Below are 26,448 nucleotides of genomic sequence, written 5' to 3'. Positions count from 1 at the left end.
CCGTTAGCGGGCGCAACGATTCCACGGGGACGGCTGCTACCGGGCAGGCGGACCCTGGGGAGCGAAAGCGATGACTGGTGTCAGACGCCGCGGCCACTTCTCGGCCGCGGCGGCGGTGATGGGCGCTGCCCTGATCGCGGCGGTGCTCGCGGCACCGCCGGACAAGCCGGTGGACATCCGCCTGGTCGCCCCGCCACCGCTGCCTCCCGAGGTCGTCACCGCGACCGCCACGACCACCGTCTCCGCGATCGGTGCGGTCGAGCACGCACCCCCTCCTCCGCCGCCGCCCCCGCCGCCCCCGCCGCCTCCGCCGCGCGGCGACGCGGGCCCGCCGCCGCCCCGGCAGGAGCCGCGCCAGCCTCCGCCTCCGCCTCGGCCCGGCAGGCCGAAGCCGCCGAACGTCTTCGACCTGCTGCGCTGCGACGCGGAGTACTTCGAGGACGACGACTTCAACCGGTGCCTGGAGTGGACGTTCGACGCCGCGGGGTTCTGCGACCTCCTGGAGAAGCACAACCTCGATCCGGTCGACGTGCGCGGGCCCGGGGGCCGGCGCTCCGACCGGTTCGAGATCAAGTGCGACGAGCGCTAGGAGCCCTTCAGCTCCCGCAGCCTCGCGAGGTTCGCCTCCGCGAGCCCGCCGAGCAGCTGCGCCTCGCCGAGGTAGTGGTCGTCGATCAGCGCCTCGACCTCGTCGTCGTTCATCGCCGGCACGACCCGCGCGGCCATCCTGTTCATGTTGCGGTAGCTGCCCTGCAACAGGAACGGCTGCTCCGACGGGTTCGCGGCCGAGGCGATGTAGGCCTGGTTGACCTTGAGCACCACCTGCTGGACGCGTTGCAGCTTCCGCACGACCGACAGCATCCGCTCCAGCTCGACGGTCTCGTGGTCGTGCGCGACGCTCTCGCCGTTCGCCAGGCGCACCAGCGGTTCCACGTCGACGCCGTTCAGCGTCGGGTTCGACCCGGACGCGTTCTCCAGGTAGCTCAACGCGAAGAGCGCCTCGCGGCCGGACAGCACGTCGCCGAGGTTCCACACGTCCGCGCGGTTCGCGAGCATGTCGGGGACCCGGAAGGCGCGGCCGGTCTCGGTGTACGGGTTGCCCGCCATCGACACGGCGAAGCGCTTGCCGCGCAGGTCGAACGTGCGTGCCTCCCCGCCCCAGACGCCGTCGACACGTCGCTGGGCGTCGCACAGCGAGATGAACTTCTGCAGCAGTTCCGGTGAGGTGTGCTGGACGTCGTCGAGGTGCAGCAGGACGTTGCTGCCGAGGGCGAACGCGAAGTTGATCCGCTCGACCTCCTGGCGTGCGGTGGCGTTCGGTGCCTCCCGCGGGTCGAGCGAGGTGACGCCGGTTCCCAGCGCCGGGCCGTTGACCTTGACGAACACCATGCCCAGCCGGTTCGCGACGTACTCCACGAGCGTCGTCTTGCCGTAGCCGGGCGGGGAGATCAGCATGAGCAGGCCGGTGCCGTCGTTCAACTGCTTGGAGAGGTTGTCGCCGATCAGCGGCAGGTAGACCTCGTTGAGCAACCTGTTGCGCACGAACGTGTTCAGCACTGCGGGGCGGTAGTCGTCGAGCCGGAGCGCACGGCGCTCCTCCGCCAGGAGCTCGTCGCGCTTGCGCTGGTAGGCCCGGAAGGCCGGCACCTGCTCGGTGGCGAACGTCCTGAGCCTGGCGAGGGTCTCGTCCAGGCGGACCTCCATCGTCCGGTCGTGCACGCGGGGGTGCGTGCCGAGCAGGCCGGTGACGGTCTCGGTGAGCGACGCGCTGGAGTCGTACCGCGGCAGGTCGGTCAGCAGGACGGCGACGACCTCCGGGAACTCGGGGCAGTCCTCGTCGCCGAGGAACGCGCTCAGCCACGCCTCGATCAGGTCGCGGTCGTGCAGATCCTCGGTCACGACCGCGCGGAACCTGTCGATCACCGCCCTGGCGGCCTTGCCGGTGACGAACCCGGTGGGTTCGCAGGCGAGTTCCTCGAACAGGTACTCCGCGGCCAGGTCCGGCAGGCCGAACTGCGCGCAGAGCTCCGGGATGCCGTGCGTGCCGCCGAAGATCGTGCGGGCGCGGGCCAGCGACTCGGCCTTGCGCGCCCACACCGCGCGGTGCTCCTCCCGTTGCGCCGCCCAGAAGAGCTGAGCCTCGGCACGGGCGGCCGGCGGGTACCTCAGCAGACCGGCGCCGGCGTGGAGCCGTTGCAGGACAGCGAGGATCTTCTCTGCGTCGTGGTCGTGGACGCCCTTCTCGTAACCCTCGTCGTAGCGTTCGGCGGCCGCGTTCACCACGTCGGTGCGGCCTTCGGCCAGCAGGCAGCCGGCGAGGTGTTCGGAGCGGTACACGTCCTGGGTCTCGCTCACGAGCAGCTGGTCCCAGAACGGCCTGGTCTCCGCGAACTCCTGGTCGGTGACCTCGCTGCGGTAGTCGGTGCCGGTGATCGCGTAGAACAGCCGGCCGTCGCGCGGCACCAGGGTGAGGTTCATCGGCTCGGTCGTCACCGGGAAGCGGTGACGACCGAGCACGATCGACGCGCCGTCGTACAGATCGGCCCGGTCGCGCAGTGCCCGGCCTCCCTCTTGCCGGGCGTCGCGCAGACCCGCGTCGAGCTCGCCGGCCCGGACGTCGCCGAGCTCGCGCAGCTGTTCGGCGACCGCGCGGACCTTGGCGACCATCGGGTCGCCCGCGAAGTACGTGTTGATCTCGTCGGCCGAGGTGAGCTTGCCGACGCGGCGGCGGATCGTGCCGAGAACCCGTTCCGCGGACTGGACGAGCCGGTCGGCCTTCCTCGCCCGTTCGTCGAGCAACGTCTGCTTGCGGGCGGAGAACGCCTCGTAGACGTCCGTGCGCTTGGCGTCGACCTGGGCGAGGAAGTCGTCGAACTCGCCGAAGCGCGACTCCAGGTTCTCGAGCTGCAGCAGCAGGCGGCCCAGCTGGTCGTCGCAGCGCTGCGGGGTGTCCGCGACCGCGAGCGCCCCCGTGACGGCCTGCCCGAGCAGCGCGAACTCCGCGGCGAACTCGGCACGGCCCTCGGCGCTCGCGAGCTGCGCGCGCCGGCCGTCCACTGTGGCCCGTGCGCGGTTGACCGCGGCCAGCACCTCGCCGATGCTCGCCAGGATCCGCGTGCGCGTCGTCGTGTCGGCGGCGTCCAGGGTGCTGACGACCTCGGTCAGCACCTCCAGCCCGGCCTGCTGCTGCGCGAGCCGGTCGCGCAACGGCTTCGCCTCGGCCGCGGTCCTCAGCTCCGCGGCGGCGATCCCGTCGATCTCCTCGTGGTACCGGGCGAAGGCGTTCTCGCCGCTGAGGAACGCGACGGCTCGGCGTGCGGACGCGCCCAGCTCCTCGACCAGCTCGGCTTCGCGCCGGTCGACGTCGTCGAGGTCGACGTACCTCAGGTCCTTCAGCGTGATCAGCCGGCCCTGGGCGGACCTCAGGTCGGCCAGCAGCCGCACCCACTCGTCGGCGCTGCGCGGCGCGGCCGACCTCGCGAGCCTGATCAGGCTCGCCAGTTCCTCGGACGCCGCGCGGAGCTGACCGGCCGCGTGCTCGGTGAGCGTCCGGACGGCCTCGAACTCGTCCAGCACCTGCTCGGCCGTGGCGCGCACGGCCAGGACGTCCTGCTTGAGGCCCAGCTCGTCGAGCCAGTGGACGTTGTCGACCACCCTGGTGCACAGGGCGATCAGCCCCTCGAACACCGGCGCGCTCGGCGTCATCTCGGCGCTCATCCTGGTGATGGACAGGCAGTCCGAGATGCCGCGGACGAGTTCGGCGTTGCCGATGCGGGCGAGCGGACCGGCCTGGTTGGGCAGCACCTCGACGGTCGTGAACGGCGTGCGCCACACCTGCATCGGGTGCACGCGCACGGCTTCCGAGCTCGTCTCGCGGAAGACCACCAGGGTGCCGTCGGCGAAGAGCGAGTAGCCGTGGCAGGTGATGGGCGTCGCGACTTCCTTGCGGATCACGTTGTAGGGCAGCAGGAGGCTGCGGCCCTCGCGGCGGGCGTGGAAGACGTAGAGGACGTCCTCCCCGTTCGCGGACCGGACGACCCGCTCGAACTCCAGCTCGCCGGTGTCGACGTCGAACGTCTTGTCGGCGCCGGTGACGAGGTAGTAGCCGCCGGGGAAGATGATCCCCTGGTCCTCCGGCAGTCGCCGGCACGCCTGACCGATGCCGTCGAGCCGGGTGACGGCCTTGGTGCGGGTGTTGAAGACCAGGTGCCGGGGTGCGGTCTCCTTGTACGGCAGGATCCTGAGCAGGATCAACGGGCCGACGCGGGCGTAGTGCACCTCCGCGTCCGCGAGGCTCTGCAGCGGTTCGTCGACGGGCTCCTCGTAGACGCCCTCGCCGGTCTCGGTGTTGTTCTCCACCTTGACCGTGAGCGTGCCGCCGACCGTCTCGACGAAGACCTCGCCGTCGATCGCGATGTGCGGGTGCCGGCCCAGCACGTGCTGCTCGCGGGTCGTCTCGACCCACGTGAAGTCGTGCGAGGGCGGGAAGACGTGGTCGCGGTCGCCGCGGTTGTCGACGTAGGTGACGGTGCCGTCGACCTTCACGTCCCATCGCAGGACGCGGATGTCCTCGAGCCGTGCGCCGGTCTGGAAGACCGCGAGCAGCCGGGACTCGACCATTCGCAACTGGAGCAGCCGCGTCTCGCGGTAGTACCGGTACAGCTCGGCGAAGTCGTTGCGGAACCTCGGGTCCTGGAGGAACGGTGCTTCGACCGTGGCGAAGTCCCGGCCGTGCACCGCGAAGACGTCGCCGACCGCCGTCTCGGGCTTGAGGCCCATGAAGACGTTGTAGCCGAACAGCATCACGTCGCCGAGTGCCACGATGTCGCGCGGCACGCAGTTGTTCTCGGTGCGGATGCGTTCGGTGGCGACGAGTTCGAGGGCCGTGCTGCCGAACGTCTCGACGCGCCGGTCGTTCAGCGCCTCGGTGCCGCGGGCGAGCCCGGCGGCCTGCTCGGCCAGCCGGGCCCGCAACACCTCGTACGTTCCGGCGTCCAGCCCAGGAGGGGTGGCTGCCGTCATGCGTTCTGGCCGTTGTTCTTGGCCATCTGGGTCAGCGCGATCGCCGCGGCGATGTTCTGCGCGTCACCCGTGGTGAACGAGCTGAGGATCTTGGTCAGGTCCTCGGGGAAGCTCTGCGACCCGTCCATCCACTTCGAGCCCAGCGCCTGCACGACGTCGGAGTTGCCGACGAAGCTGTCGACCTGCTTGCCCGCGGTGATGGAAGCGGCGATCTTGTCGAAGAACATCGTGTCGCCACCGACGATGTCGATGTCGGCCTTCTCCAGGCCGGCCGCGAGGACCATCGCCTGGGCCTCGGCGATCTGGCGCTGCACGTCGATGCCCTTGAGGCGGATCTCCTTCTCGGCTTCGAGCCGCAGGCGGTACTCCTCGTGCTCGCGGGTGGCGGTGTCGAGCGCGGCCATCGCCTCGGCCTTGTGCGACAGACCTTCCGCCTCGCCCTTGAGGCGTTCCCTGATGCCCTCGGCGTCGGCGAGCGCCTTCTCGCGGTCGACCACGGCCTCGGCACGGCCGAGCGCCTCGGACGCGACGGCGTCCCGTTCCTTGACCAGTGCGTCCGCGAGGCCTTTCGCGGCGGCCTCGGCCTGCGTGCCCTCGGCGAGGCGGATCTTGGCCTGGGCGTCGAGGTCGGCGGCCTGCTGGCGCGACTCGGCGAGCACGACGGCCTCGCGGGCCTTGTGCTGCGCGGCCTGTTCCGCGGCCTCGGCGGCCTTGATGTCCTTGACCAGCGACTCCTGCGCCTCGGCCTCGGCGCGGATCACGATCTGCTGGCGCTCGCGCTCGGCCTCCTCGACCGCGCGCAGCCGCTTGATGTTCTCCTCCTGCTCGGCCACCGTCTTCTCGACGGCGACCCGTTCGCGCACCAGGTCGGCGATCGCGCGGCGCTCGTGCTCGAGCTCCTTGTCCTTCTCGATCATGCGCAGCGCGGTCTCGCGTTCACGGGCGATGACCTCGAGCATGCGGTCCTTCTCGATGCGCTCGGTCTCGACGGCGATCACGCGCTCGCGGTTCTTCTCGGCGACGGCGATCTCGCGGGCCTTGTTCTCGGCTTGGATGCCGAGCTGCTCCTCCGTGCGGATGAACGCGGTGTTGGCCTTGAGACGCTCCTCGGCCTGCACCTTCTGGGTCTCGGCCTCCTGCTGGGCGCGGGCGGTCTCGATCTCGCGGCGCTGCTTGATCTCCGCGTCGGCCTGGCGCCGTTCGAGTTCCAGGATCGCCTCACGCGCGCTGACGTTCTGGCGCGTGATCTCCTTCTCCTCGTTGCGGGTGAACTCGTTGGTCCTGACGTGCTCGATCGCGGTCAGCTCGGTGATCTTGCGGATGCCCTGCGCGTCCAGGATGTTCGCGGGGTCGAGCTGCTTGAGCGGCGTCTGCTCCAGGTAGTCGATGGCCGCGTCCTCGAGGCTGTAGCCGTTGAGGTCGGTGCCGATGACCTGCACGATCCGGTCGCGGAACTCGTCGCGGTGGGTGTAGAGGTCGACGAAGTCGAGCTGCTTGCCGACGGTCTTGAGCGCCTCGGAGAACTTGGCGTTGAACAGCTCCTGCAGCGTCTGCTCGTGGCTCGCGCGCTCGGTGCCGATCGCCTGCGCGACCTTGATGACGTCCTCGACGGTCTTGTTGACCCGCACGAAGAACGTGATGCGGATGTCCGCCCGGATGTTGTCCTTGCAGATCAGGCCCTCGTTGCCCGCCCTGCGGATCTCGATGGTCTTCACCGAGATGTCCATCGTCTCGCACCGGTGCAGCACCGGGAGGACGACCGTGCCCGTGAAGGTCACGTCGACCTTGCGCATCTTGGAGACGATGAGCGCCTTGCCCTGCTCGCACTTCTTGAAAAGTCTGCTCAGCGTGATCAGCGCCAGGACCACTACTACGACGATCACGGCGATCAGCACGATCAACCCCGTCGAGATCGCACCCATGTCAGCCCCCTGTGGTGATGTCCACGACCCAGAAGAACTCGCCTTCGGTGTCGTAGTCGAAGATCAGCGCGGTCTGGCCCGCCTTCAGTTCGGTGCTCTGCGCCGCACGCACCTGCACGACCGCCGTGCCGCCGTCGTCGGCGGTCACCTCGGCCTGCCCGTAGTTCTCGGTCACCCTGGCCGTCCGGACGACCGCCGTGCGGCCGACGAAGTCGTTGCGGGACGCGGGTTTCTCCGGCCTGGTCCAGTTCCTGACCGGAATCAGCACGATCTTGGTGAGGAGTGCGCCCACGAGCAGCGCGGCGGCGAGAACGGCGTAGCGCAGCGAGCCCTCCGGCGTGAGCACCGTGCCGACCAGCGCGGCGAACCACGTGATCACGACGAACAGCGAGATCGAGATCGGGAGCACCGGGGCGTCGAAGTCCAGTCCCACCAGCGCCACCGTGAGCCAGTACGCCAGCACCACCAGCAGCAGCAGGCTGAACAGCACCGTCGGGAACGCCACCGCGGCAGCCAGGAACTCGGCCATCTCCACCCCCTCTTCGCCACTCAGATGCGCGAAAGTCCGAATCCGTTGCATCTGCGGGAATGATCGACGCAGATCGATCGTTGCGCCGGTCATGGACATCGGGGTGCAGGGACTCAACATCGGTGACACGGCTCGACCGGACGAGACGCGGCGACTGGCCCAACTGGCCGAGTCGCTCGGCTACCGCTCGTGGTGGGCGTCGGACCACGTGGTGCTGCCGTCACCGCGCGTCGACCCGTCACCGTCCGAACCGGACACCGTGATCGTCGACCCGCTGGCCCACCTCGGCTACGTGGCGGCGGTCACGTCCACGATCGAGCTCGCGACCGGCATCGTGATCCTGCCCCAGCGCAACCCGGTGGTGCTTGCGAAGCAGGTGGCGTCGCTCGACCTGCTGAGCGGCGGCCGGTTCACGCTCGGCGTCGGCGCCGGGTACCTCGAGCCGGAGATGACGGCGGTCGGGGTGCCGTTCGACGACCGCGGCAAGCGGACGGACGAGTACCTGGACGCGATGGACCAGCTCTGGCACGCGCCCGCACCGTCGTTCTCCGGCCAGTACGTGTCGTTCTCCGGTGTCGACGCCCACCCGCGGCCGTCGAACGTGCGCGTGGTCGTCGGCGGCCACAGCCCGTCGGCGTTCCGGCGGGCCGTCACCCGCGCGCAGGGGTGGTTCGGCATCGGTACGCCCGACGAGATCCGCGGCCACCTCGCCCGGTTCCCCTCGCGGCCCGACGGCTTCCGGATCAGCGTGTCCGCGCAGGTCCCGCTGACCGCGGCGGTGGTCCGCGAGTACGAGGACCTCGGCGTCGACGAGCTGGTGATCTACCCGCCGATCTTCGACGGCACGGTGGACGAGGTGTTGCGGAGGAACGCGGAGTTCACCGGCTAGCCTGGGACGTCGTGATCCCCGTTGTCGTGCTCGCCGGCTTCCTCGGTTCCGGCAAGACCACCCTGCTCAACCACCTGCTGCGCACCTCCGGCGGCACGCGGATCGGCGTCGTGGTGAACGACTTCGGGCGGATCAACATCGACGCGTTCGCGGTGTCCGCGCAGGTCGACTCGATGGTGACGCTGTCGAACGGCTGCCTGTGCTGCGCCGTCGACGGCTCCGAGCTCGACTCGATGCTCGAGAAGCTGGCCTCGGCGGACCTGGACGTCATCGTGATCGAGGCGTCCGGGCTCGCCGAGCCCGCCGCCATGGTCCGCATGGTGCTGCAGGCGCCCGGTGTCTCGTACGGCGGGCTGATCTACGTGGTCGACGCGGTGGAGCTCGGCGCCGTGCCGCACCTCGAGCGCGACCTCGCGCTGGCCGACCTGGTGGTGCTGAACAAGGTCGACCGGGTCTCGTCGTTGCCGTCGCTGCCCTGCTCGGCCCCGGTGCTCCCCGTCACGTACGGGCAGATCGACCCGGCGCTGCTGTTCGAGGTGCGGCCGCCGGACACGGGACCGCGGCAGCTGTCGTTCGACGACCTGGAAGACCACTCGACGCACGCGCACGCCTCGTACGACAGCGTGTCCTTCGAGTGCGACGAGCCGCTGCACCCCAAGCTGTTCATGGACTTCCTGAGCGCCCGGCCGGAAGGCCTGTTCCGCGCCAAGGGTTTCGTGCGGTTCCCCCTCGGCACCTTCATGCTGCACACCGTCGGCGCGTACGTGTCGTTCACCCCGGTCGACGAAGCCCCGACGCAGCTGGTGCTGATCGGGGCGGGCATCGATCCGGAGTCGCTGACGGACTGGCTGCTGGCGTGCGTCGCGGACGGACCGGTCACCGAGCAGGACATGCTCTGGGTGCTTCGATACGCCCGCTGACGTCGCTACTTCTTGCAGAGCGCGGTGTCCACGACGTCGAACACCTGCTGGAACTTCTTCGCGGGGTCGTCGCCGAACGTGCCGGGCAACGCGGTGAGCGTGATCGCGGCCGACTTGCCGCCGTCCGTCGCCCCGCCCAGCGACGCCCACCCGTGGATCGAGCCGCCGTGGCCCCACCAGACCCCGCCGCAGCTCAGCTCGGTGCTCTCCAGGCCGAGCCCGTAGGCGCTCTTCTCGTCCACCGCGACGGTCTTGCGCATCTCGTCGAGCTGCGCCTTCGGCAGCAGCTCGCCCCCGAGCAGGGCCTTGAAGAACTTCGCGACGTCCCGGGGCGTGGAGACCATCGCACCGGACGCCCACGCGGCGGACGTCTCCATGTCGGTCGCGTCGACCACCTTCGACTTCGGGTCGAGCAGGTCGCTCAGCGCGAAGGCTTGGGCGTGCCGGCCGCGGATGCGCTGCTCGCCCTGCCCCGGCCAGTAGGTGTCCTTCAGACCGGCCTTCCTGATCACCCCGTCGAGCGCCTCACCGACCGGGCGTCCGGTGACCTTCTGGATCAGCAGGCCGGCCACGACGTAGTTCGTGTTGCTGTACCCGTACTTCTCGCCCGGCTGGAAGCTCACCGGCTGTGCGAGCGCGGCGTCGAGCAGTTCGTGCGGCGCGAAGTACCTGTCGCGGACGTCAGCGATCTTCGGGACGCCGACCTGGATGACGTAGTCCGGCAGGCCGCTGGTGTGCTGCAGGACCTGGCGCACGGTGATGCGGCGGTCCGCGACGTGCGGCACGAACCGGTTGACCGGCTCGTCGAGCGAGACCTTGCCCTCCGCGACCAGCTTCAGCGTCGCGACGGCCACGAACGACTTGGTGATGCTGCCGATCCGCACCTGCCCGCCGAGCGGCGCGTTACCTCTCGCGAGGTCGCGGCCGTGCACGTGGGCCTCGACCCCCGGCGTGCCGTCCCGGACGATCTGGTCGAGCTGCTGCGGAACGAGAAGCGAAAGCGCCGCGACGGCGGCGGCGATCACTTCGCACCGCACAGGGCGGCGTCGACCGAGGCGAGCACGGCCTCGTGGGCCGCGTTGGCCTCTTCGGGCGTGTCCTGGAACGTGCCCGGCAACGCCGTGACGGCAACGGAGAACGCCCGGCCGGACTCGGTGACACCACCGCGCGTCTCGTAACCGTGGATGTCACCACCGTGACCCCACGAGCGCCCACCGCAGGACAGCGGCGCACTGGCGATCCCGAGCCCGTACTCGACACCCGGCCACATCTCGCCGGCCGTGTCGACGGTCTTCTTCATCTCGTCGAGCTGCGCCTTCTTCAGCAGATCGCCCTTCAGCAACCCGCGGTAGAAGGTGTTGAGGTCCTTCGTCGTGGAGATGATCTGCCCCGCGGCCCAGCCCCAGCTCGGGTCCATCTCGGTGACGTCCTCGATGCCGTTGCCCGTCTTCGAGTACCCGCGCGCGTGCTTGCCCTTGATGGTCTCGTCACCGACACCGGGCCAGTAGGTGTCCCGGAGGTTCAGCTTCTTGATGATCCGCTGCTCCACCTGCTCCGCGACCGGCCGCCCGGTCGTCTTCTGGATGAGCAGCCCGAGCAGCACGTAGTTCGTGTTGCTGTACTTGAACTTCGCACCGGGCTCGTTCGTGACGGGATGCGCGTTGCCGACGTCGAGCAGCTCACGCGGTTCGAAGTAGCGGTGCCGCAGCTCCTCGAACTTCTCGAGGCCGAGGTAGTTCGTGTAGTTTGCGAGCCCGCTGGTGTGGTTGAGCAGCTGCCGGACGGTGATCCGATCGTCCTTGACCGCCTTCGGCAGGTAGTGGTTGATCGGCTTGTCGAGCTCGACCTTGCCTTCCCCGACGAGCTGCATGACCACCGCCGCCACGAACGCCTTGGTGTTCGACCCGGCCCGCACCTGCCCGTTGCGCGGCACCGGCACCCGCTTGCCCAACTCGGCCGTGCCCGACACGTAGTGCGTCGTCCTGCCGCCGTCCTCGGTGACCGTGGCCAGCGCCGCCGGGAACTCGTGCTGCTTGGTGAGCCCGTCGAGCTGCTTCTGCACCGTGGTCGATGGCGCGGCCGTGGCCGTCCCGGTGAACAGCATGGCCGTCGCCAGAACCCCTACCAGCGTCTTCTTCATCTCTGCCTCCCCTTGCCGTGGTGAGGACAGACTTCCAACCGAGGGGGTGCCGGCGCAGTCGCGCACGCTTCCGTCCTTGGGGTGGAGCAGGCTCTACCTCCTGCCCCTGGACGTCGTTCCGCGGTGGTCGGGGCCTTGCCTGGCGTGGCCGATGCCAGCCAGTCGCTGTGCAGCGCTCGTTGGCTGAGCTCGCGCCCGTCTGCGCCAGGCGGGCAACCCGGAGGACATGCGGAGGGGGAGATCGGTAGGCTGTGCCGGCGAGGGCTGCTAGCTCAATTGGCAGAGCAGGAGACTTTTAATCTTCGGGTTCAGGGTTCGAGTCCCTGGCGGCCCACCAAACCCCCAGGTCACAGGCCTGGGGGTTTCGCTTTGTCCGGGTCTCCCCACACTTAACCCACACAAAACCGCTGGTCATTCAACTTCGCCGTCTTCCGGCTGATCTTCTTTTGGCTCTCCGAGCGCGTCCTCCAGGGCGTCCGCAGCCCGCCGGTCGACCAGCTTCCGACCCATGTAGGTGTCCTGCGTCATGGACGGCCGTGCGTGGCCGAGCTGGTCCGCGACCTGCCGCGCGGAGAGCCCCGCCTCATCAAGGCGCCGCCGCTGGCGACGCGTGCGGTCTGGCGCTGCACCAGCATCCATCCCGGCACTCCCGGCATCCGCTTCGCTCCGCCGGTCGGCCGGGCGGCGCTGCGCGCCGTCCTCCAGCCTTGCCCCAACCGACGCACTTACCCATAGAGCAATGCCGGCCAGCAGCTCCCTACGAGCGCCGTCAGGGTCACCGCGGACTGCTGGTCCTGGCGCTCGACTGCCGCGACGGCTACGCCGCCTTGCCACCGAGTAGGGGCCTAACCTCGTAGGGTTGAGGCGTGGCCACGAGCAGCGACAGGACGAGCGATTCACAGGCAGAGAGTTGGGAGCTCAAGCTGGAAGACCAGCTTGTCGGGACGCTGACCTTCGAGGCGCAGGACATGTTCTGGTCCGACTGCCGTTTCCACCCTGGCCCAGCATGGGAAGACTTCCGCCCCCTCAACGACCGCTCCAGAGAAGCCTGGCGTCGCGGCGATCTGGAGGCAGCCCGCACAGCCGATGACGCGATCATGACCTCAGGACTCGTGCTCGTGCCACTCAAAGGTGGGGCACCTATCACGCCTGTCATGGTTCGGGTCGAGGGCGACATGGCCCGCTTCCGCTTCTGATTCAGGCGCGCGTGGCAGCACCGAGATGTGCCATCAGCGGCAGAGACCTGATGAGCACCAGGCCGAGTTATCCCAACGCCGCGAGCATGACAACAGCCGGGGACGTCATGTAAGGCTGGAACGAGTGCCTTGACCCAACGCCACCAGCCGCGTTCAAGGCTCAGTGTCGGGATGACGGTAGGGGTGCGGGCGGCTCCAGAAGACCAAGATCAACCCATACCTAACCCTCACAAAACGACGACAAACGTCGAGATGCGACTGTCCACAGTGTTCAGATTAAGACCGCATCCGCGCAGGTAGCGAGCGCTGTCGAGGAAGATCGACGAAAACGCCAAGCGAGTGCTCTTACTCTTCGGGTTCAGGTTTCGAGTCCCTGGCGGCCCACCAAACCCCCAGGTCACAGGCCTGGGGTTTCGCATTTCAAGATCGCTGCCACGCCTTTGACACGCTCTACCCCTCTGACCCTCAAGCTGCGGCATCGAGCGGACCTCCTGGGCCTTCGGCTCTCGTCAGCGTCTCGTTCCGGCGTGCCGAACGCTGCAAACAGGAGTAGCCCTTCTACGTCGTCGTAGTACTCGCCGTCGTCGTGCTGCGCCAGGGCTGTGCTCCGGCGGCCATTGCTCGAGATGATGAGCAGGAACGGCAGCAACCGCTGGACGAGGGCTCTGGTCGGTGAGTGGGCGAGGTCCGGCGCCTGTGGAGGTCCGCGCGCTCGTCGGCTGTCACCAGGTCGCGTTAGACAGTCTCAAGACCGCTTCCGCGGAGTTGGTATCCGAGTTCGGAATGAAAGCGACCAGGGAAGTCCATCAAGTTCCGTGACTGGGAAGATGAAGGCAAAGACAGCGGTAGCTGCAGATATGGCGAGGCCTGGGAGCTGAAGAAGTGAAGAAGCAGGACGAGAAGCTCAAGGAAGCCAACGGCGGATGAAAGCCGTCCGCATCCTGCACCGGATCTTCGCCTTCCTGGTCATCCCCGTCCTCGGGTACCTGCTCGGAGCGACGATCTTCAACTACTTCTCGGACAAGGTCGAGACCGAAGACCTGAGCGAGGCCAGCCACGTCATCGTCGCCACGTCGTGCGATCGGCATGGCCCTGTGACGCTGCGCGGCTTCGGCTGGGTGTACGAGTGCCGCGCCACGGTCACGAACAAGGTCAACGGCAACGTCGTCACCACGACGGCGCGAGGCTTTCTCCGTCCCGAGCTCATCGGCAGGCAGGTGGCTGGTGAGGGGTTCAACCGCGGTGACTTGCAGCCGGTGCGCCCCTACGCGGGGTGGGGCATGGTTCTGCTTCTGCCGTTCGGCATTCTCTGGTTCTACGTGTACATCGCGGTCGCGTGGCGGTTGTTGCCGGAGCGGCGCAAGTCGCGCCGCAAGCCTATGCGCTACCAACGTCCTGACAGCTCCACGGAACCTGATCGCGCGGTTCGTGTCTTTGCCGGGCGTCGACGGGTGTGGCTGTTCTTCGTCTTTCTGCTCGGGTGTGTTGGTGTCTTCGTGTACAACTCGTCGGCGTTTCAGGGCGACGCCGTCGCGACAGGTGCAGTGGTCGGGGCCTGGGCTCTGGTCGTCCTCGTCATCGCCGCCGTCGCGTGGCGGTTGGTGCGAGGACCGATGATCGCGATCTCGCCCGACGGCCTGGAGTGGCGCGGCGCGCAGCTCAGTTGGGCTGAGATCCAGGAGGTGCGGCTGACCCGTCGCCAAGTTCTGATCATCCAGCCTCGCAACGGTGATGCTGTGCGGATCGGCAGGTTCGGCACCGAGCAGGCCACCCGCATCCACGTGGCAATTGGGCAGTTCAGCCAGGCGACGTACGCCCGCGAGGACATCAGTAGCGCATGAGTTCGGTCTTGTTCGCCGACCCGGAATGGGGCTCGTGTCGCCGGCCGAGCGCGCGAGCATCCTCGATCAGGTTCGACTGAGGCCGAGCGTGCGTCGGACGCGGCAGTCCACAGTGCTCGGTGCAAGACCACATCTGTGCGATGAGTGGACCTGTTGGTGAAATCGCGTGCGAGCGCGGGTGTGTGCCAAGTACGGTGCGCTGGACCAAAAAGGGGGGTGCGGCATGACGAAGCTGAACCAGATCATCGCGGTGGAGAAGAGTGTCAAAGGGGGCACGCTTCGGGACCTCACCGACGCGCACCACGGGCTGCAGAAGCCCGCGTTGCTGGCCGGTATCTCCCGGACGTACCAGCCGAAGGACGAGGACGGCGAGGTGTTGCCGCCGGAGTCCACCCGCGTGCAGGTGAAGGCCGAGGACGTGCTGCGCAGGACGGCGGCCGTGATGACCCGGCTCTTCGACGTCACGGCGACCAAGGACTGGGCCAACTGCGTTGCGAAGGCCGACGTGGTGGTCGACGGGCGGACGTTGCTGCGTGACGTGCCTGTGTCGTACCTGCTGTTCCTCGAGAAGCAGCTGACGGACCTGCACACGTTCGTGAAGAAGCTGCCCTTGCTCGACGCGGCGGAGGACTGGAGCTTCGACGAGTCCGCCGACTACTGGCGCACCGAGCAGGTTCGGACGATCCGCACCAAGAAGGTGCCGCGCAACCACGTCAAGGCCGAGGCGACGGAGAAGCACCCGGCGCAGGTCGAGGTGTACTACGAGGACATCCCGGTGGGGTACTGGACCACGGTGAAGTTCTCGGGTGCGCTGCCGGCCCGGCGGGTCAACGAGCTCGTCGACCGGGTCGAGAAGCTGCAGCACGCGGTGAAGTTCGCCCGGGAGGAAGCCAACAGCCTCGAGATCACCGACCAGCGCGTCGGTGACGTGGTCTTCGACTACCTGTTCCGGTAGCGTCCACAGACTCCCCCGCTGGAGCGCGGGGGTGCGCTCCCCGCACGTGGGAGCGTGAAAGCTGAAACTGAACGTCAGCCTGAACCACTCGGTGAAAAGTGGGGGTTCGAATCCCTCTCCCGGCACTCGCAGGCCGGGGTGGCCCAATCGGTAGAGGCAAGCCGGGATCAAGCTCAGACTCTCGCTCCAGGTTCAGCATTTCCGCCGAACGCCAGATCGCTCGAGCACGGACAAGACTCGCCGAGGTGCAGGTTCGAATCCTGCTGGCCGCTCTCGTGCGGCCGTAGCTCAACGGAAGAGCGCGGCGACCTAAGGACTGATCCGGCTCTTAAAAGTCGCTGGTGTGCGCAAATGGGCGGCAACCCGGGGCCCTGGACTGGACATGTCCGGGGCCCCACCTGCCTTTCCCGGCACGGCGAGAAGCCCCGGACCAGGAGATCCGGGGCCTCGAAGTGGTGTCTCAGTGGCCGGCGTGGCCGGAGTCGCTCGTCCTGCTCGGCAGGAGCGCGGCGACGACGATGGTGACCACCGCCAGGGCGGTCGCGACCACGAACGCCAGGCGCATGCCGCTCAGCTGTGCCGCGGACTCGGCGGCGCCTTCGGTGACCAGCTGACCCGCTCGGGCGGACATCACGGTCACCACCAGGGCGGTGCCCATGGCCGCCGCCACCTGCTGCAGCGTGCCCAGGATCGAGCTGCCGTGCGGGTACAGGTTCGGCGGGAGCGCGCCCATGCCCAGGGTGAAGATCGGGGTGAACATGGCCGCGAGGCTCACCATCAGCAGGGCGTGCAGGCCCAGGACCTGCCAGTACGGCATGGTCATGGAGATCTGGGTGAAGCCCGCGAGGGAAGCGACCAGGCCGATGGAGCCCGGCAGGACCAGCGGGCGGCTGCCGAAGCGGTCGTAGAGCTTGCCGACGGTGGGGCCGAGCAGGCCCATGGCGAGGCCGCCGGGCATGAGCAGGAGGCCGGTCTGCAGCGGGGAGAGCGCCCGGATGTTCTGCAGGAAGAGGGGCAGCAGCATCATCGCGCCCATCATCGCCAGGAACGCGACGCACATCAGGGCCAGCGAGAGGCCGTAGGTGCGGTGGCCGAGGGTGCGGAGGTCCATCAGCGGGGCGCCGGTGCGCTGCAGCCTGAGCTGGCGGACCACGAACACCGTGACGGTGGCCGCGCCGGCGAGGACGATGCCGAGGGTGGGGCCGAGGTGGGAGTCGCGTTCGCCGAAGAGGCTCAGGCCGTAGACCAGGCCGCCGAAGCCGAGTGCGGCCATGACCGCGCTCAGCCAGTCCAGCGAGCTGACCTCGGGCTCACCGATGTTCTTGAGCTGCCGCAGGCCGAAGTAGGTCACCGCGCCGGCGATCGGGAGGACCGCCACGAACAGCAGGCGCCACGAACCGAGCTGCAGGATCAGGCCGGAGATGGCCGGGCCGAGGGCCGGCGCCACGGAGATCGCCAGGGTCACGCTGCCCATGACCCGGCCGCGGTCCCGTTCGGGCACGACGGTCATCAGCGTGGTCATCAGCAGCGGCAACATCACGGCGGTGCCCGCGGCCTGCACGATGCGGCCGAGGAGCAGGACCGGCAGCGACGGTGCGACGGCGGAGATCGCGGTTCCGGCGATGAAGACGCCCATCGCGATCGCGTAGCTCTGACGGGTCGTGACGCGCTGCATGAACCAGCCGGTCACCGGGATGACGGCGGCCATGGTGAGCATGAACGCGGTCGACACCCATTGGGCGGCCTGTTCGGTGACGTGCATCGACTCCATGAGGCGCGGGATCGCGTTGATCATCAGCGTCTCGTTGAGGATCACGACGAACGTGGCGAGCACCAGCAGGCGCACCACCAGGGGTGTCCGGCCCGCCTTCGCGTCCGGTCGGTCTTGGATCGCAGCAGTCATGTCAGTGACCCTCACTAGGTTTCTGGCAGTCGCGTCGCGGCCAAGGCCGCCGGCGTCACCCGTGACACCGGTGGAGACCGGCAGATCAGGTGGAACTCATCGATGAGCCCGAGTGTTCCTCATCTCCGCGGCGGTCTCACCTGAATTCCGCCCCCGGCGGATCAGGTGCTTGCCCGTCTACCGGCACGTCGAACAGCGAGAGCGGGAATCGACACGGATCCGACCGGTTTCAAGAAGTGACCGCTATCACGACATTGCCGCGTTTGTGACCGGCATCGACATAACGGTGCGCAGCAGCGATGTCACTCAACGGGTACGTGCGGTCGATGACGACGCGCAGTTCGCCGGACTCCAGCAGCGCGCTGACGAACGGCAGGGTCGCCCGCTTGTCCACGGACATGCCGGCGACGACGCGCTTGCCGAGGAACGCCGTCCCCCACGCCCAGAGGTGGTTCGCCAGGCCGGTGGTGGGGAGGTACTTGCCGCCACGGCGCAGGGCGCGGCGCGAACGGCGGAACGACGACTTGGTCACCGTGTCGAACACGACGTCATAGGTGTCCAGGTCGTCGGTGAAGTCGCGCTCCGTGTAGTCGACCACCTCGTCGGCGCCCAGTGACCTCACCAGCTCGACGTTCGACGGGCCGCAGACGGCGGTGACCACGGCGCCCAGGTGCTTGGCCAGCTGGACGGCGTAGGTGCCGATGCTCCCGGAGGCGCCGTTGACCAGCACCCGCTGCCCCGGCCGGACACCCGCCCTGTCGCGCAGGAAGAACAACGCCGTCGTGGCGCCGTCCACGGCCGCGGCGGCTTCGGCGAAGGTCACGCTCTCCGGCTTCCGGCACAACGAGCCTTCGGCGGGGAGGCGGACGTACTCGGCGTGGCCGCCCACCGAGAAGCCGGTGAACCCGAAGACCTGGTCACCGGGGCGGAACCGCGTCACACCGGAACCGGCGGACTCCACCACGCCCGCCACCTCGAGTCCCAGCGTGCGCAGCCGGGGACGCGGCCGGCGCAGGCCGAGGACCACGCGACCCCACCGGGGTTCGCCGCGGCGCATCGCGCACTCGGCCGACGTCACGGTGGTGGCGTGGACCTTGACCAGGACGTCGCCCCGGCGGAGCGCCGGCACCGGCTTCTCCACCACCTGGACGACGTCGGGCGGACCGAAGCTCGTGTGCACGGCGGCTCTCATGCGACGACGGTAGGGACGGCCGGAACCGTTGCGGAGCAACGGATCCGGGAATCAGGGAGAAAGCAGGGTGCCACCTAGGGGTCGGACCACGGGCCGAGAGCCATCTCGGACCGCGGGCCGATCCGCCGGACGCGCGGCGGTGACAACGTCGTCCGGCATGAGGTTTCCGAACGGGTGGGTCGGTGGCACGGCGCTGGTCGCCGGCCCGGTGTTGCTGCTGGCGGGAACGCTGTTGCGCTCGCCGTTCCACTTCTTCTTCCCCGACCAGTTGCGCGCGGTGGCCGAGCACCCGGCGTTGATGCGCGCGGCCTACACGGCTTTCCTGGCGGGCACCGTGGTCCTGTGGGCCGCGGTCGCCCGGCTCGCGCACGGGATCGCGGAACGCGCACCGCGGTGGGCGGTCTGGGGTGGCGTCCTCGTGACGGTCGGGCTGTTCGGGCGGACGTTCCACGCGGGCGTCGACCAGGCGGCCTTCAACGCCGTGGAGCACCTCGGGGTCGACCGGGCGACGGACCTGGTCGCGCAGGGGTACGGGGAGCTGCACCTGTTCAGCTACCTGAGCTTCACGATCATGTGCGGCTGGTTCGTGCTGGCGGTCGGGGCGTACCGCGCCGGGGTTCTCGGCGTGGTCAGGGCGGTGGCGCTGGCGTCGACGGGACTGCTGCCGCTCGGCGTGCTGAAGGGGACCGACGTCCTGTCGGTCGCCGGAACGATCGGGCTGTGCGTCGCACTGGTGCCGCTGGGGATCAGGACGATCCGCGAGCAACCGCGCCCCACGAGGAGGGGCGTGCTGACGGCTGTCCCGGTGGCCGTGGGGTTAGGGCTCCTCGCCGTCCTGAGCACGCTGGGATGACGCGAACGGCAGCACGAACCACAGCCCGGTGAAGATCGCGAACGCCAGGCCGCCGACCACCAGCGCGGGCCAGCCGCCGAGGACGACCTCCGCGAGCAGCAGGACGGTGCCGGTCATGGCCAGGGCCAGGAAGGCGAGTCCGACGAGCGCGAACGTGTTGCCCTGGCTGACGACGTCCTCGCGGCGGCCCTGCCGGAACAGCATGCGGTGCCACGCGGCGGGAGCGGTGAGGAACGCGACGGCCACCGCGGCGCACAGCACCGTGACCAGGTGGGTGATGCGGATGTACGAACCGACGGTGACGTACTTCTCGGTGAACGCTATGGAGAGCAGGAAGCCGAACAGGATCTGCACACTGGCCTGCGCCACGCGGAGCTCCTGCATCAGCTCGTTCACGTTGCGGGCGAGTCTGCGTTGGTCGGACTCCTCGGCTTCGCTCACCTCATCCTCTTACCCGCCTTGGAGGGGGCGAAACATCCATTCGGACGCAAAAATGGCTGGGTGAAGCCGTTCTCACCACATCACGAACGACGTACTCGTCCATTGTGGACCGGCAGTTCACCGAACGGCGGTTGCCGCACCGCGAACACGCGCACACCCGCCCGGCGGTGTTGCCCGCGCCGGGCGGGTGGGCCGTCGCGGACCTCGGACTAGAACTTGTTGATCACGAAGAAGTCGGTCACGAACGCCACCGGGTCGCCCGCGGTGTTGCGGCCCACCCAGGTCGGGTAGACGCCGTCGCCCCAGCCGGTCGAGAACGCCACGACGTTCAGCCCGGTCCGGGGATCGGCCACGGTGGCCGGGCCGCGCCCACCGCCGACCGCGCTCAGGGCGTCGATCAGGTCGCAGTTGCCCGCCTCGTCGTCGCTCGCCAGCCGGTCGAGCGCCGGGGCGGCGGACAGGTCGAAGAACGCGCCGGTGCTCGACTTCACCTCGTAGCCGAACTCCGGCATGACCGGCAGCATCGGCACGTGCTCACCGGGCAGGACCGCCGGCCGCCACGAGTACGCGGGCTCGTCCCGCACCGTCACCTTCGCCGCCGCGACGCGGTAACCCTGGCGCAGGTCGGGGAACCCGTCGCCGTCGAGGTACGACACCAGCGAGACCGACACCGGGTAGCTGCCCGGCTCGACCTCGTCGGTGAACGCCTCCGCGTCCTCCGGCCACAACACGAACGGGTCCGCCGCCACCAGCCTGCCGGTCGGCAGGGCCAGCTCACCGGCCTGCTGGACGGTGACGACCTGCTGTTCACCGCCGCCGGTCGGCCTGCCCACGGGCCCGTCCACGAAGAACCGCTCGAACCCGGACCTGATCAGTGCAACCGCCCCCATGCCGTCGACCACCTCCAGGGGCATGTTGGCAGAAGCCCCCGACACCCGATCGGGGCACCGGGGTGTTCGCCGTCCGTGAAGACCCCCTTCCGCGCAACGGATCCGCTGCCACGCTGGTCAGCATGGAAGAGATCGAGCTGGTGCTGGGCGACATCACCCGGCAGCGAGTCGACGTCGTCGTGACCGCGGCCAACGAGTCGCTGCTCGGCGGCGGCGGGGTGGACGGGGCGGTCCACCGGGCGGCCGGGCCGCGGCTCGCGCGGGCCGGGGCGGAGCTGGCGCCGTGCGCACCGGGACAGGCCGTGGCCACACCCGCGTTCGACCTCGCGGCGGTCAGGCACGTGATCCACACCGTCGGGCCGGTCTGGGAGGGCGGCGGCCACGGCGAGGACGAGGTGCTCGCCGCCTGCTACGTCCACTCGCTGCGGCTGGCCGCCGGGCTCGGGGCGCGCAGCATCGCCTTCCCGGCGATCGCGACCGGGGTCTACGGCTTCCCGGTGCGCAGGGCGGCGGAGATCGCGACGCGGGCGATCCGGTCGTCGTCGCCCTCCGTGGCCACGATCCGGCTGGTGGCGTTCGACCGGGAGACCCACGACGCGATCGCGGTCACGCTCGGTGAAGATCGCGGCAGGTCAGTGCCGTAACCTGGAGGGCGTGCCCGTTCCCTCCACGCTGAAGATCGGCCCGTTCGCCGTAGACCCGCCCGTCGTGCTCGCCCCCATGGCCGGCATCACCAACGTGGCGTTCCGGCAGCTGTGCCGTCAGTACGGGGCCGGGCTCTACGTCTGCGAGATGATCACGGCACGCGCGCTGGTCGAACGCGACCCGATGACGATGCACATGATCACGTTCGACGAGGACGAGAACCCGCGGTCGATGCAGCTCTACGGCGTCGACCCGCGCAACGTCGGCGAGGCCACGAAGATGATCGTGGACGAGAACCTCGCGGACCACATGGACATGAACTTCGGCTGCCCGAAGCCAACACGCTGACGATCGACCGCATCGAGCGCGCTGGAGTGTCACCGCAGTTTTGCGCGAAGACTTACAGGACATCTGCGATCATGTGTCATCCTTCCACACAGGAGGTCACGGATGCTGACACGGCTTGAAGTTGACGGCTTCAAAAATCTCGTCGACACAAACATCGATTTTGGCGCCTTCACCTGCATTGCCGGAGAGAACGGCACAGGAAAGTCGAACGTTTTTGATGCCATCCACTTCCTTAGTCTCCTAGCCGACAGGTCACTGCTCGACGCAGCTCAAGAGGTTCGTGGAATACACGGCGAACGCACAGGCGATCCACGAGACTTGTTCTGGAACGGCTACAGCGCATCTAATCCGCGACTAAAGTTCGCAGCAGAGATGATCGTCCCCGGCGAGGTCGAGGATGACTTCGGACGCCCCAGCAGACCGACGATCACTTTTCTTCGATACGAGCTTTCCTTGGGATACCAGGCAGCTCGCGGTTCAGAGAAGATCGGACGCCTCACACTACTCGAAGAATCGCTTCAGCACATCAATCTAGGGGACGCGCCGAAACGTCTCCGATTCCCGCACAATGCGGGAAAATTCAGGAAGTCAATCCTGAAAGGCCATCGCAGCGGTAAAGCTTTCATTTCTACTGCAATCGAGAACGATCAACCCGTCATTAAAATCCATCAAGACGGAGGAAGCCGCGGACAACCGAAGCCATCAGCCGCCTATCGCGCCCCAGCAACGGTGGTCAGCACAGTCACAAGCGCAGACGACCCGACGATCCTCGCGGCACGCCGCGAGATGCAGTCCTGGAGGAGGCTCGCGCTTGAGCCTTCAGCGCTGAGAACTTCGGATCGTTATGTCGATCCGCGATCAATGAATGCAAACGGACTCCATCTGCCGGGAACTCTTTTTCGAGTTGCACTCAGCGATGACACCACGGATCCAGAAAACGTTTACGCCAAGGTAACCGGACGACTCGCTGATCTTGCTGGTGTACGTGTTCGCAGTCTTCGTGTTCAAGAAGACGACGCACGCGAACTACTGACTATCCAACTGCGAGAAGCTAGCGGCCTTGAACTTCCCGCAAGAAGCCTCTCTGAGGGGACCCTGCGCTTCCTGGCACTGTGCGTGCTCTTGGAGGATCCAACCGTAACCGGGCTTATCTGCATGGAAGAGCCTGAAAACGGCATACATCCGGCAAACCTCGGAGCCATGGTAAACCTTGTTGAGGATTTGGCTGTAGACCCAAGCGAAGCACCTGGCGTCGATAATCCGTTTCGCCAGGTGATCATCAACACGCACTCACCAGGAATTGTGCAGCTTGTGGATCCCCAGAACCTTCTATTTGCCGATACCGCCATAAAGAATACACCCGACGGAACTAAAGCACATGCTCTACGACTACGCCCAATGGATGGCACTTGGCGCGCAAGCCAGCCCGACGAGGTCCCTGTAACAAAGCTGGACGTGCTTCCATACCTGACCACTCCACCAGGGGTGCAAACTAGCCTGGAGTACGCGTGACGGTCAGCATTCTATTCCTCGGAGAAGGAATAAGCGATAGCGGCCTTGTTCCCCAAGTTGAACTGTGCGCCGCGCGACTCAACATAGAAATCGCCGTCACGGATCCAGACCTAGGCAGGCTACGAAATCCTCCCGGGAATGCTGTCGCGGATAAAATAAGGGCATCCATCGAAATCGGAGGAACCTACGACCTAATTGTTGTACACAGAGACGCAGATCGTGACGGCCATGAAGCGCGCTTTAAAGAGATCAGCAGCGCCGTAGCCGCAACGGCACCTGACACCCCTTTTACCACAGTAATTCCCGTGCGCATGACCGAAGCATGGCTACTTACCAATGAGGAGGAATTGAGGCAGGTTGCCGGAAGTCCCAAAGGCAAAGTCCCACTTGATCTTCCCCATCCCTCCAGGATCGAGACCGTCCCAGATCCCAAGAAGCTACTGAAGGAAAAACTCGCAATTGCGTCCGGCTTGAGCGGCAGGAAACTCAGCAAATTCAATGACCGCTTCTCGCAACATCGCCGCCAGCTTCTCGAACGCCTGGATCCCACAGGTAGCGTATGCAGCGTTCCCTCTTGGAATAGATTCATTAGTGAGCTTGAGGCTGGACTAATGGCGGCCGAGCCAAACAGTAGTCGCAGCGCTTGACAGGTGAAGATCGCGGCAGGTCAGTGCCGTAACCTGGAGGGCGTGCCCGTTCCCTCCACGCTGAAGATCGGCCCGTTCGCCGTCGACCCGCCCGTCGTGCTCGCCCCCATGGCCGGCATCACCAACGTGGCGTTCCGGCAGCTGTGCCGTCAGTACGGGGCCGGGCTCTACGTCTGCGAGATGATCACGGCACGCGCGCTGGTCGAACGCGACCCGATGACGATGCACATGATCACGTTCGACGAGGACGAGAACCCGCGGTCGATGCAGCTCTACGGCGTCGACCCGCGCAACGTCGGCGAGGCCACGAAGATGATCGTGGACGAGAACCTCGCGGACCACATGGACATGAACTTCGGCTGCCCGGTGCCCAAGGTGACGCGCAAGGGCGGCGGGGCGGCGCTGCCGTACAAGCGGGAGCTGTTCCGGCAGATCGTGCGGGCCGCGGTCCGCAACGCCGGGGACATGCCGGTCACCGTGAAGTTCCGCATCGGCATCGACGACGACCACCTGACGTACCTCGACGCGGGACGTATCGCGCAGGACGAGGGTGCACAGGCCGTGGCACTGCACGCGCGCACGGCGTCGCAGCGCTACTCCGGCAAGGCCGACTGGACCGCCATCGCGCGGCTCAAGGAGGCCGTCACGAGCATCCCGGTGCTCGGCAACGGCGACATCTTCAGCGCCCAGGACGCGCTCGACATGGTGGCGCGGACCGGCTGCGACGGCGTGGTGGTCGGGCGTGGCTGCCTCGGCCGGCCGTGGCTCTTCCGCGACCTGCAGGCGGCGTTCCGGGGCGAGCCGGTCCCGCAGGGCCCGAACCTCGGCGAGGTCGCCGAGGTGCTGCGCAGGCACGCCCAGCTCCTCGCCGCCCACGACGGGGAGCACAAGGGCCTGCGCGACCTGCGCAAGCACATGGCCTGGTACTGGCACGGCTTCCCGGTGGGCGGTGACACGCGGCGGGCGTTCGCGATGGTGTCGAGCCTGCAGGAGCTGGACGACCTCATCGGCACGCTCGACGGGAGCGTCCCGTTCCCCGCGAACGCGGAAGGGCCTCGCGGCAGGCAGGGTTCCTCGGCGAAGGTCGTGCTGCCCGAGGGGTGGCTGGACGACCCCGAGGACGCGACGGTGCCGACCGGTGCGGACGTGATGCACTCCGGTGGCTGAACGCATCGCGGTCCTCCTCGTCTCGCTCGCGCTCCTCGCGGGCTGCACCGGCCCGGTCGCGGGCACGGCGAAACCGGCCAGCCTGTCCGACGGCGACCGCGCCCGGTTCCGTGAGTTCTACGAGCGCCTCAACAAGGCGGGGGACGAGGGCGCGTCCCAGCAGCAGAGGCTGCTGAAGGAGACCCAGCACCCGGACTTCCGGCAGAAGACGTGCGACCTGCGGGGCGCCACCGTAAAGGTCGAACCGACGTGGGCCACGCTTCGCACGGATGCCGACTGGGCACCCCCCGGTGAGAAGGCCCACCCGCGCGGGAACGTGTACGTCGTCGCCGTCACGATCACGCTCAGCCGGGACGGCGCGGTGGTGGGCAGCCAGATCGGATCGCTGCACGTGGTGCACCTGGACGGACAGGTGTACGGGTTCGCACCCTGTCTCGGTGGCTGACCAGGTTGCCGGTCTTCCACGCTCACTGGATCGGAGCAGGCGACGGTCAACCGGACGGGGGAAATCCCGCCCCCACGCGCCCTTCTGGCTCAAGCGCCGCCTCTTCGGAGACGACACCTGGCAGGTAAGGAGGTGACCGCGATGACCGCGCTGCGACCCGAGATCGCAGATCCCCAGCCCGACACCGGTGTCGACGAGCAGGGAACCGGGCCGATCACCCTGCACGAGTCCATCGCGACGCTGTTCGCCTCCCGCGGGGAGTGGCGCAAGGCGTACCTGCACCTGCGTTCCGCGCTCGACCTCGTCTACGCGGACCAGATCGAGGAGCCGCACGTCCCGGAGCAGCTGCGCCGCGAGGTCGACAGGCTGCGCCGGGAGCACGCCGAGGCCCGGGAGCAGAGCCTGCGCGACAGCCTCACCGACACCTACAACCGCCGCTACCTCGACCAACGGCTGATGGACCTGCTGACCGAGCACGGGGCGTGCCGGCACGGGCTCGCCATCGCGCTGATCGACCTCGACTGGTTCAAGCAGGTCAACGACACCTTCGGCCACCTGCTGGGCGACCGGGTGCTGCAGCGGGTGGTCGAGCTGCTCCAGGACGGCCTGCCGGAGGGCGCCTTCTGCGCCCGCTACGGCGGTGAGGAGTTCGTGCTCGTGCTTCCCCGCGTGGACGCCGCGACCGCTCTGGAGATCGCCGAGGCGGCCCGGGAACGTGTCGAGCGTCACCCGTGGCACGAGATCGCTCCGGGGCTGCGCGTGACCGTCAGCGCGGGCCTCGCGTACGAGCCGCCCGCCGACGAGGCGCCGGAACGCCCCGCCGTCAGCGCCGAGCAACAGCTCCTGCGCGCCGACAGCCTCCTGTACACGGCCAAGCAGTTGGGGCGCAACGCGGTGGCGTATCGTGCCGACGGACGGGTTCGCCTCGCGGGTGCTGCCTCGGGCAGGCGCGCGATCGCGCAAACACGTGCTCTCGACTACTACTGAGTGA

Annotated in this window: 23 protein-coding genes, 1 tRNA gene and 1 pseudogene; 15 read left to right on the top strand and 10 right to left on the bottom strand. The window is 68.0% G+C overall.

What is annotated here, in order from left to right; genetic code table 11:
• The first annotated feature begins 70 nt into the window (after positions 1-70).
• A complete protein-coding gene (locus tag L6E10_RS24420; RefSeq protein WP_236221917.1) occupies positions 71-589 on the top strand; it encodes a hypothetical protein in 519 nt (172 codons plus the stop codon).
• Here the strand turns inward: L6E10_RS24420 and L6E10_RS24415 are convergent.
• The 3 genes from L6E10_RS24415 to L6E10_RS24405 are packed head-to-tail and all read right to left on the bottom strand — an operon-like array spanning position 586 to position 7,473.
• Positions 586-5,022 (bottom strand): DNA repair ATPase, encoded by a 4,437-nt coding sequence (locus tag L6E10_RS24415; protein ID WP_236221867.1) that lies wholly within the window; start codon positions 5,020-5,022, stop codon positions 586-588. The two genes, L6E10_RS24420 and L6E10_RS24415, sit on opposite strands and share 4 nt — an antisense overlap.
• Positions 5,019-6,944, bottom strand: a complete 1,926-nt coding sequence (locus L6E10_RS24410; RefSeq protein ID WP_236221866.1) for a flotillin family protein — start codon at positions 6,942-6,944, stop codon at positions 5,019-5,021. The genes L6E10_RS24415 and L6E10_RS24410 overlap by 4 nt, the downstream gene beginning before the upstream one ends.
• A gap of 1 nt (position 6,945) precedes the next feature.
• The gene (locus L6E10_RS24405) at positions 6,946-7,473 is read right to left on the bottom strand and encodes a hypothetical protein (protein ID WP_236221865.1); all 528 of its coding nucleotides are present in this window, start codon (positions 7,471-7,473) and stop codon (positions 6,946-6,948) included.
• Between the two features lie 91 nt (positions 7,474-7,564).
• On the opposite strand from L6E10_RS24405, the gene L6E10_RS24400 reads away from it, so the two are divergent.
• Together L6E10_RS24400 and L6E10_RS24395 are read left to right on the top strand one after the other, a co-directional pair.
• On the top strand, positions 7,565-8,362 hold the full coding sequence (locus L6E10_RS24400) for an LLM class F420-dependent oxidoreductase (protein WP_236221864.1): 798 nt from the start codon (positions 7,565-7,567) through the stop codon (positions 8,360-8,362).
• An 11-nt stretch (positions 8,363-8,373) separates the two neighbouring features.
• The gene (locus L6E10_RS24395; RefSeq protein ID WP_236221863.1) at positions 8,374-9,282 is read left to right on the top strand and encodes a GTP-binding protein; all 909 of its coding nucleotides are present in this window, start codon (positions 8,374-8,376) and stop codon (positions 9,280-9,282) included.
• A gap of 5 nt (positions 9,283-9,287) precedes the next feature.
• Here L6E10_RS24395 and L6E10_RS24390 read toward each other — a convergent pair whose 3' ends face one another.
• Positions 9,288-10,307, bottom strand: coding sequence for a serine hydrolase (locus L6E10_RS24390; RefSeq protein ID WP_236221862.1), 1,020 nt, complete (start codon positions 10,305-10,307; stop codon positions 9,288-9,290).
• A complete protein-coding gene (locus L6E10_RS24385) occupies positions 10,304-11,422 on the bottom strand; it encodes a serine hydrolase (RefSeq protein ID WP_236221861.1) in 1,119 nt (372 codons plus the stop codon). Before L6E10_RS24385 ends, L6E10_RS24390 begins: the two co-directional genes overlap by 4 nt.
• Before the next feature lie 261 nt (positions 11,423-11,683).
• Here L6E10_RS24385 and L6E10_RS24380 point away from each other — a divergent pair.
• Positions 11,684-11,759: transfer RNA gene (locus L6E10_RS24380), tRNA-Lys, on the top strand.
• 74 nt (positions 11,760-11,833) lie between these two features.
• On the opposite strand, the gene L6E10_RS24375 is transcribed toward L6E10_RS24380, so the two are convergent.
• Positions 11,834-12,061 carry a hypothetical protein gene (locus L6E10_RS24375; protein WP_308102869.1) on the bottom strand — a complete coding sequence of 76 codons (228 nt, stop codon included), beginning with the start codon at positions 12,059-12,061 and terminating at the stop codon, positions 11,834-11,836.
• 227 nt (positions 12,062-12,288) lie between these two features.
• Between L6E10_RS24375 and L6E10_RS24370 the strand changes: the two genes are divergently transcribed.
• The 3 genes from L6E10_RS24370 (at position 12,289) to L6E10_RS24360 (ending at position 15,414) form a co-directional block, all read left to right on the top strand.
• Positions 12,289-12,618 (top strand): hypothetical protein, encoded by a 330-nt coding sequence (locus L6E10_RS24370; RefSeq protein ID WP_236221860.1) that lies wholly within the window; start codon positions 12,289-12,291, stop codon positions 12,616-12,618.
• A 923-nt stretch (positions 12,619-13,541) separates the two neighbouring features.
• Entirely contained in the window at positions 13,542-14,459 is a 918-nt protein-coding gene (locus L6E10_RS24365; protein WP_236221859.1) for a DUF6346 domain-containing protein, read from the top strand.
• A 223-nt stretch (positions 14,460-14,682) separates the two neighbouring features.
• A complete protein-coding gene (locus L6E10_RS24360; protein WP_236221858.1) occupies positions 14,683-15,414 on the top strand; it encodes a hypothetical protein in 732 nt (243 codons plus the stop codon).
• 460 nt (positions 15,415-15,874) lie between these two features.
• On the opposite strand, the gene L6E10_RS24355 is transcribed toward L6E10_RS24360, so the two are convergent.
• Together L6E10_RS24355 and L6E10_RS24350 are read right to left on the bottom strand one after the other, a co-directional pair.
• Positions 15,875-17,317: an MDR family MFS transporter gene (locus L6E10_RS24355; RefSeq protein ID WP_236221857.1), complete on the bottom strand. Its 1,443-nt coding sequence runs from the start codon at positions 17,315-17,317 to the stop codon at positions 15,875-15,877.
• A gap of 229 nt (positions 17,318-17,546) precedes the next feature.
• Complete coding sequence (locus tag L6E10_RS24350; protein WP_236221856.1) at positions 17,547-18,509, bottom strand: NAD(P)-dependent alcohol dehydrogenase; 963 nt, start codon at positions 18,507-18,509, stop codon at positions 17,547-17,549.
• 157 nt (positions 18,510-18,666) lie between these two features.
• Here L6E10_RS24350 and L6E10_RS24345 point away from each other — a divergent pair, with 157 nt between their 5' ends.
• Positions 18,667-19,362: a hypothetical protein gene (locus L6E10_RS24345; RefSeq protein ID WP_236221855.1), complete on the top strand. Its 696-nt coding sequence runs from the start codon at positions 18,667-18,669 to the stop codon at positions 19,360-19,362.
• Here L6E10_RS24345 and L6E10_RS24340 read toward each other — a convergent pair.
• Both L6E10_RS24340 and L6E10_RS24335 read right to left on the bottom strand, forming a co-directional pair.
• Positions 19,327-19,803 (bottom strand): DUF6328 family protein, encoded by a 477-nt coding sequence (locus L6E10_RS24340; RefSeq protein ID WP_236221854.1) that lies wholly within the window; start codon positions 19,801-19,803, stop codon positions 19,327-19,329. The two genes, L6E10_RS24345 and L6E10_RS24340, sit on opposite strands and share 36 nt — an antisense overlap.
• A gap of 209 nt (positions 19,804-20,012) precedes the next feature.
• The gene (locus L6E10_RS24335) at positions 20,013-20,693 is read right to left on the bottom strand and encodes a DUF4241 domain-containing protein (protein WP_236221853.1); all 681 of its coding nucleotides are present in this window, start codon (positions 20,691-20,693) and stop codon (positions 20,013-20,015) included.
• A gap of 122 nt (positions 20,694-20,815) precedes the next feature.
• On the opposite strand from L6E10_RS24335, the gene L6E10_RS24330 reads away from it, so the two are divergent.
• From L6E10_RS24330 to L6E10_RS24300, 7 genes and pseudogenes are all read left to right on the top strand, one after another.
• Positions 20,816-21,337, top strand: coding sequence for a macro domain-containing protein (locus L6E10_RS24330; protein WP_236221852.1), 522 nt, complete (start codon positions 20,816-20,818; stop codon positions 21,335-21,337).
• Between the two features lie 76 nt (positions 21,338-21,413).
• Positions 21,414-21,671, top strand: a pseudogene (locus tag L6E10_RS24325) (tRNA-dihydrouridine synthase); the annotation flags it as partial.
• A 117-nt stretch (positions 21,672-21,788) separates the two neighbouring features.
• Positions 21,789-23,198 carry an AAA family ATPase gene (locus L6E10_RS24320; protein WP_236221851.1) on the top strand — a complete coding sequence of 470 codons (1,410 nt, stop codon included), beginning with the start codon at positions 21,789-21,791 and terminating at the stop codon, positions 23,196-23,198.
• On the top strand, positions 23,195-23,845 hold the full coding sequence (locus L6E10_RS24315) for a DUF4276 family protein (RefSeq protein WP_236221850.1): 651 nt from the start codon (positions 23,195-23,197) through the stop codon (positions 23,843-23,845). The genes L6E10_RS24320 and L6E10_RS24315 overlap by 4 nt, the downstream gene beginning before the upstream one ends.
• Before the next feature lie 42 nt (positions 23,846-23,887).
• On the top strand, positions 23,888-25,012 hold the full coding sequence (gene dusB, locus L6E10_RS24310) for a tRNA dihydrouridine synthase DusB (RefSeq protein WP_374237419.1): 1,125 nt from the start codon (positions 23,888-23,890) through the stop codon (positions 25,010-25,012).
• Positions 25,005-25,457, top strand: coding sequence for a hypothetical protein (locus tag L6E10_RS24305; RefSeq protein WP_236221849.1), 453 nt, complete (start codon positions 25,005-25,007; stop codon positions 25,455-25,457). The genes dusB and L6E10_RS24305 overlap by 8 nt, the downstream gene beginning before the upstream one ends.
• Before the next feature lie 141 nt (positions 25,458-25,598).
• Entirely contained in the window at positions 25,599-26,444 is an 846-nt protein-coding gene (locus tag L6E10_RS24300) for a GGDEF domain-containing protein (protein WP_236221848.1), read from the top strand.
• The last annotated feature ends 4 nt before the right edge of the window (positions 26,445-26,448 follow it).

The organism is Lentzea sp. CC55, from assembly GCF_021056325.1.
Lineage (GTDB): Bacteria > Actinomycetota > Actinomycetes > Mycobacteriales > Pseudonocardiaceae > Lentzea > Lentzea jiangxiensis.
The sequence above is the reverse complement of the archived record's forward strand: the minus strand, read 5'-3'. Positions and strand labels throughout refer to the sequence as shown.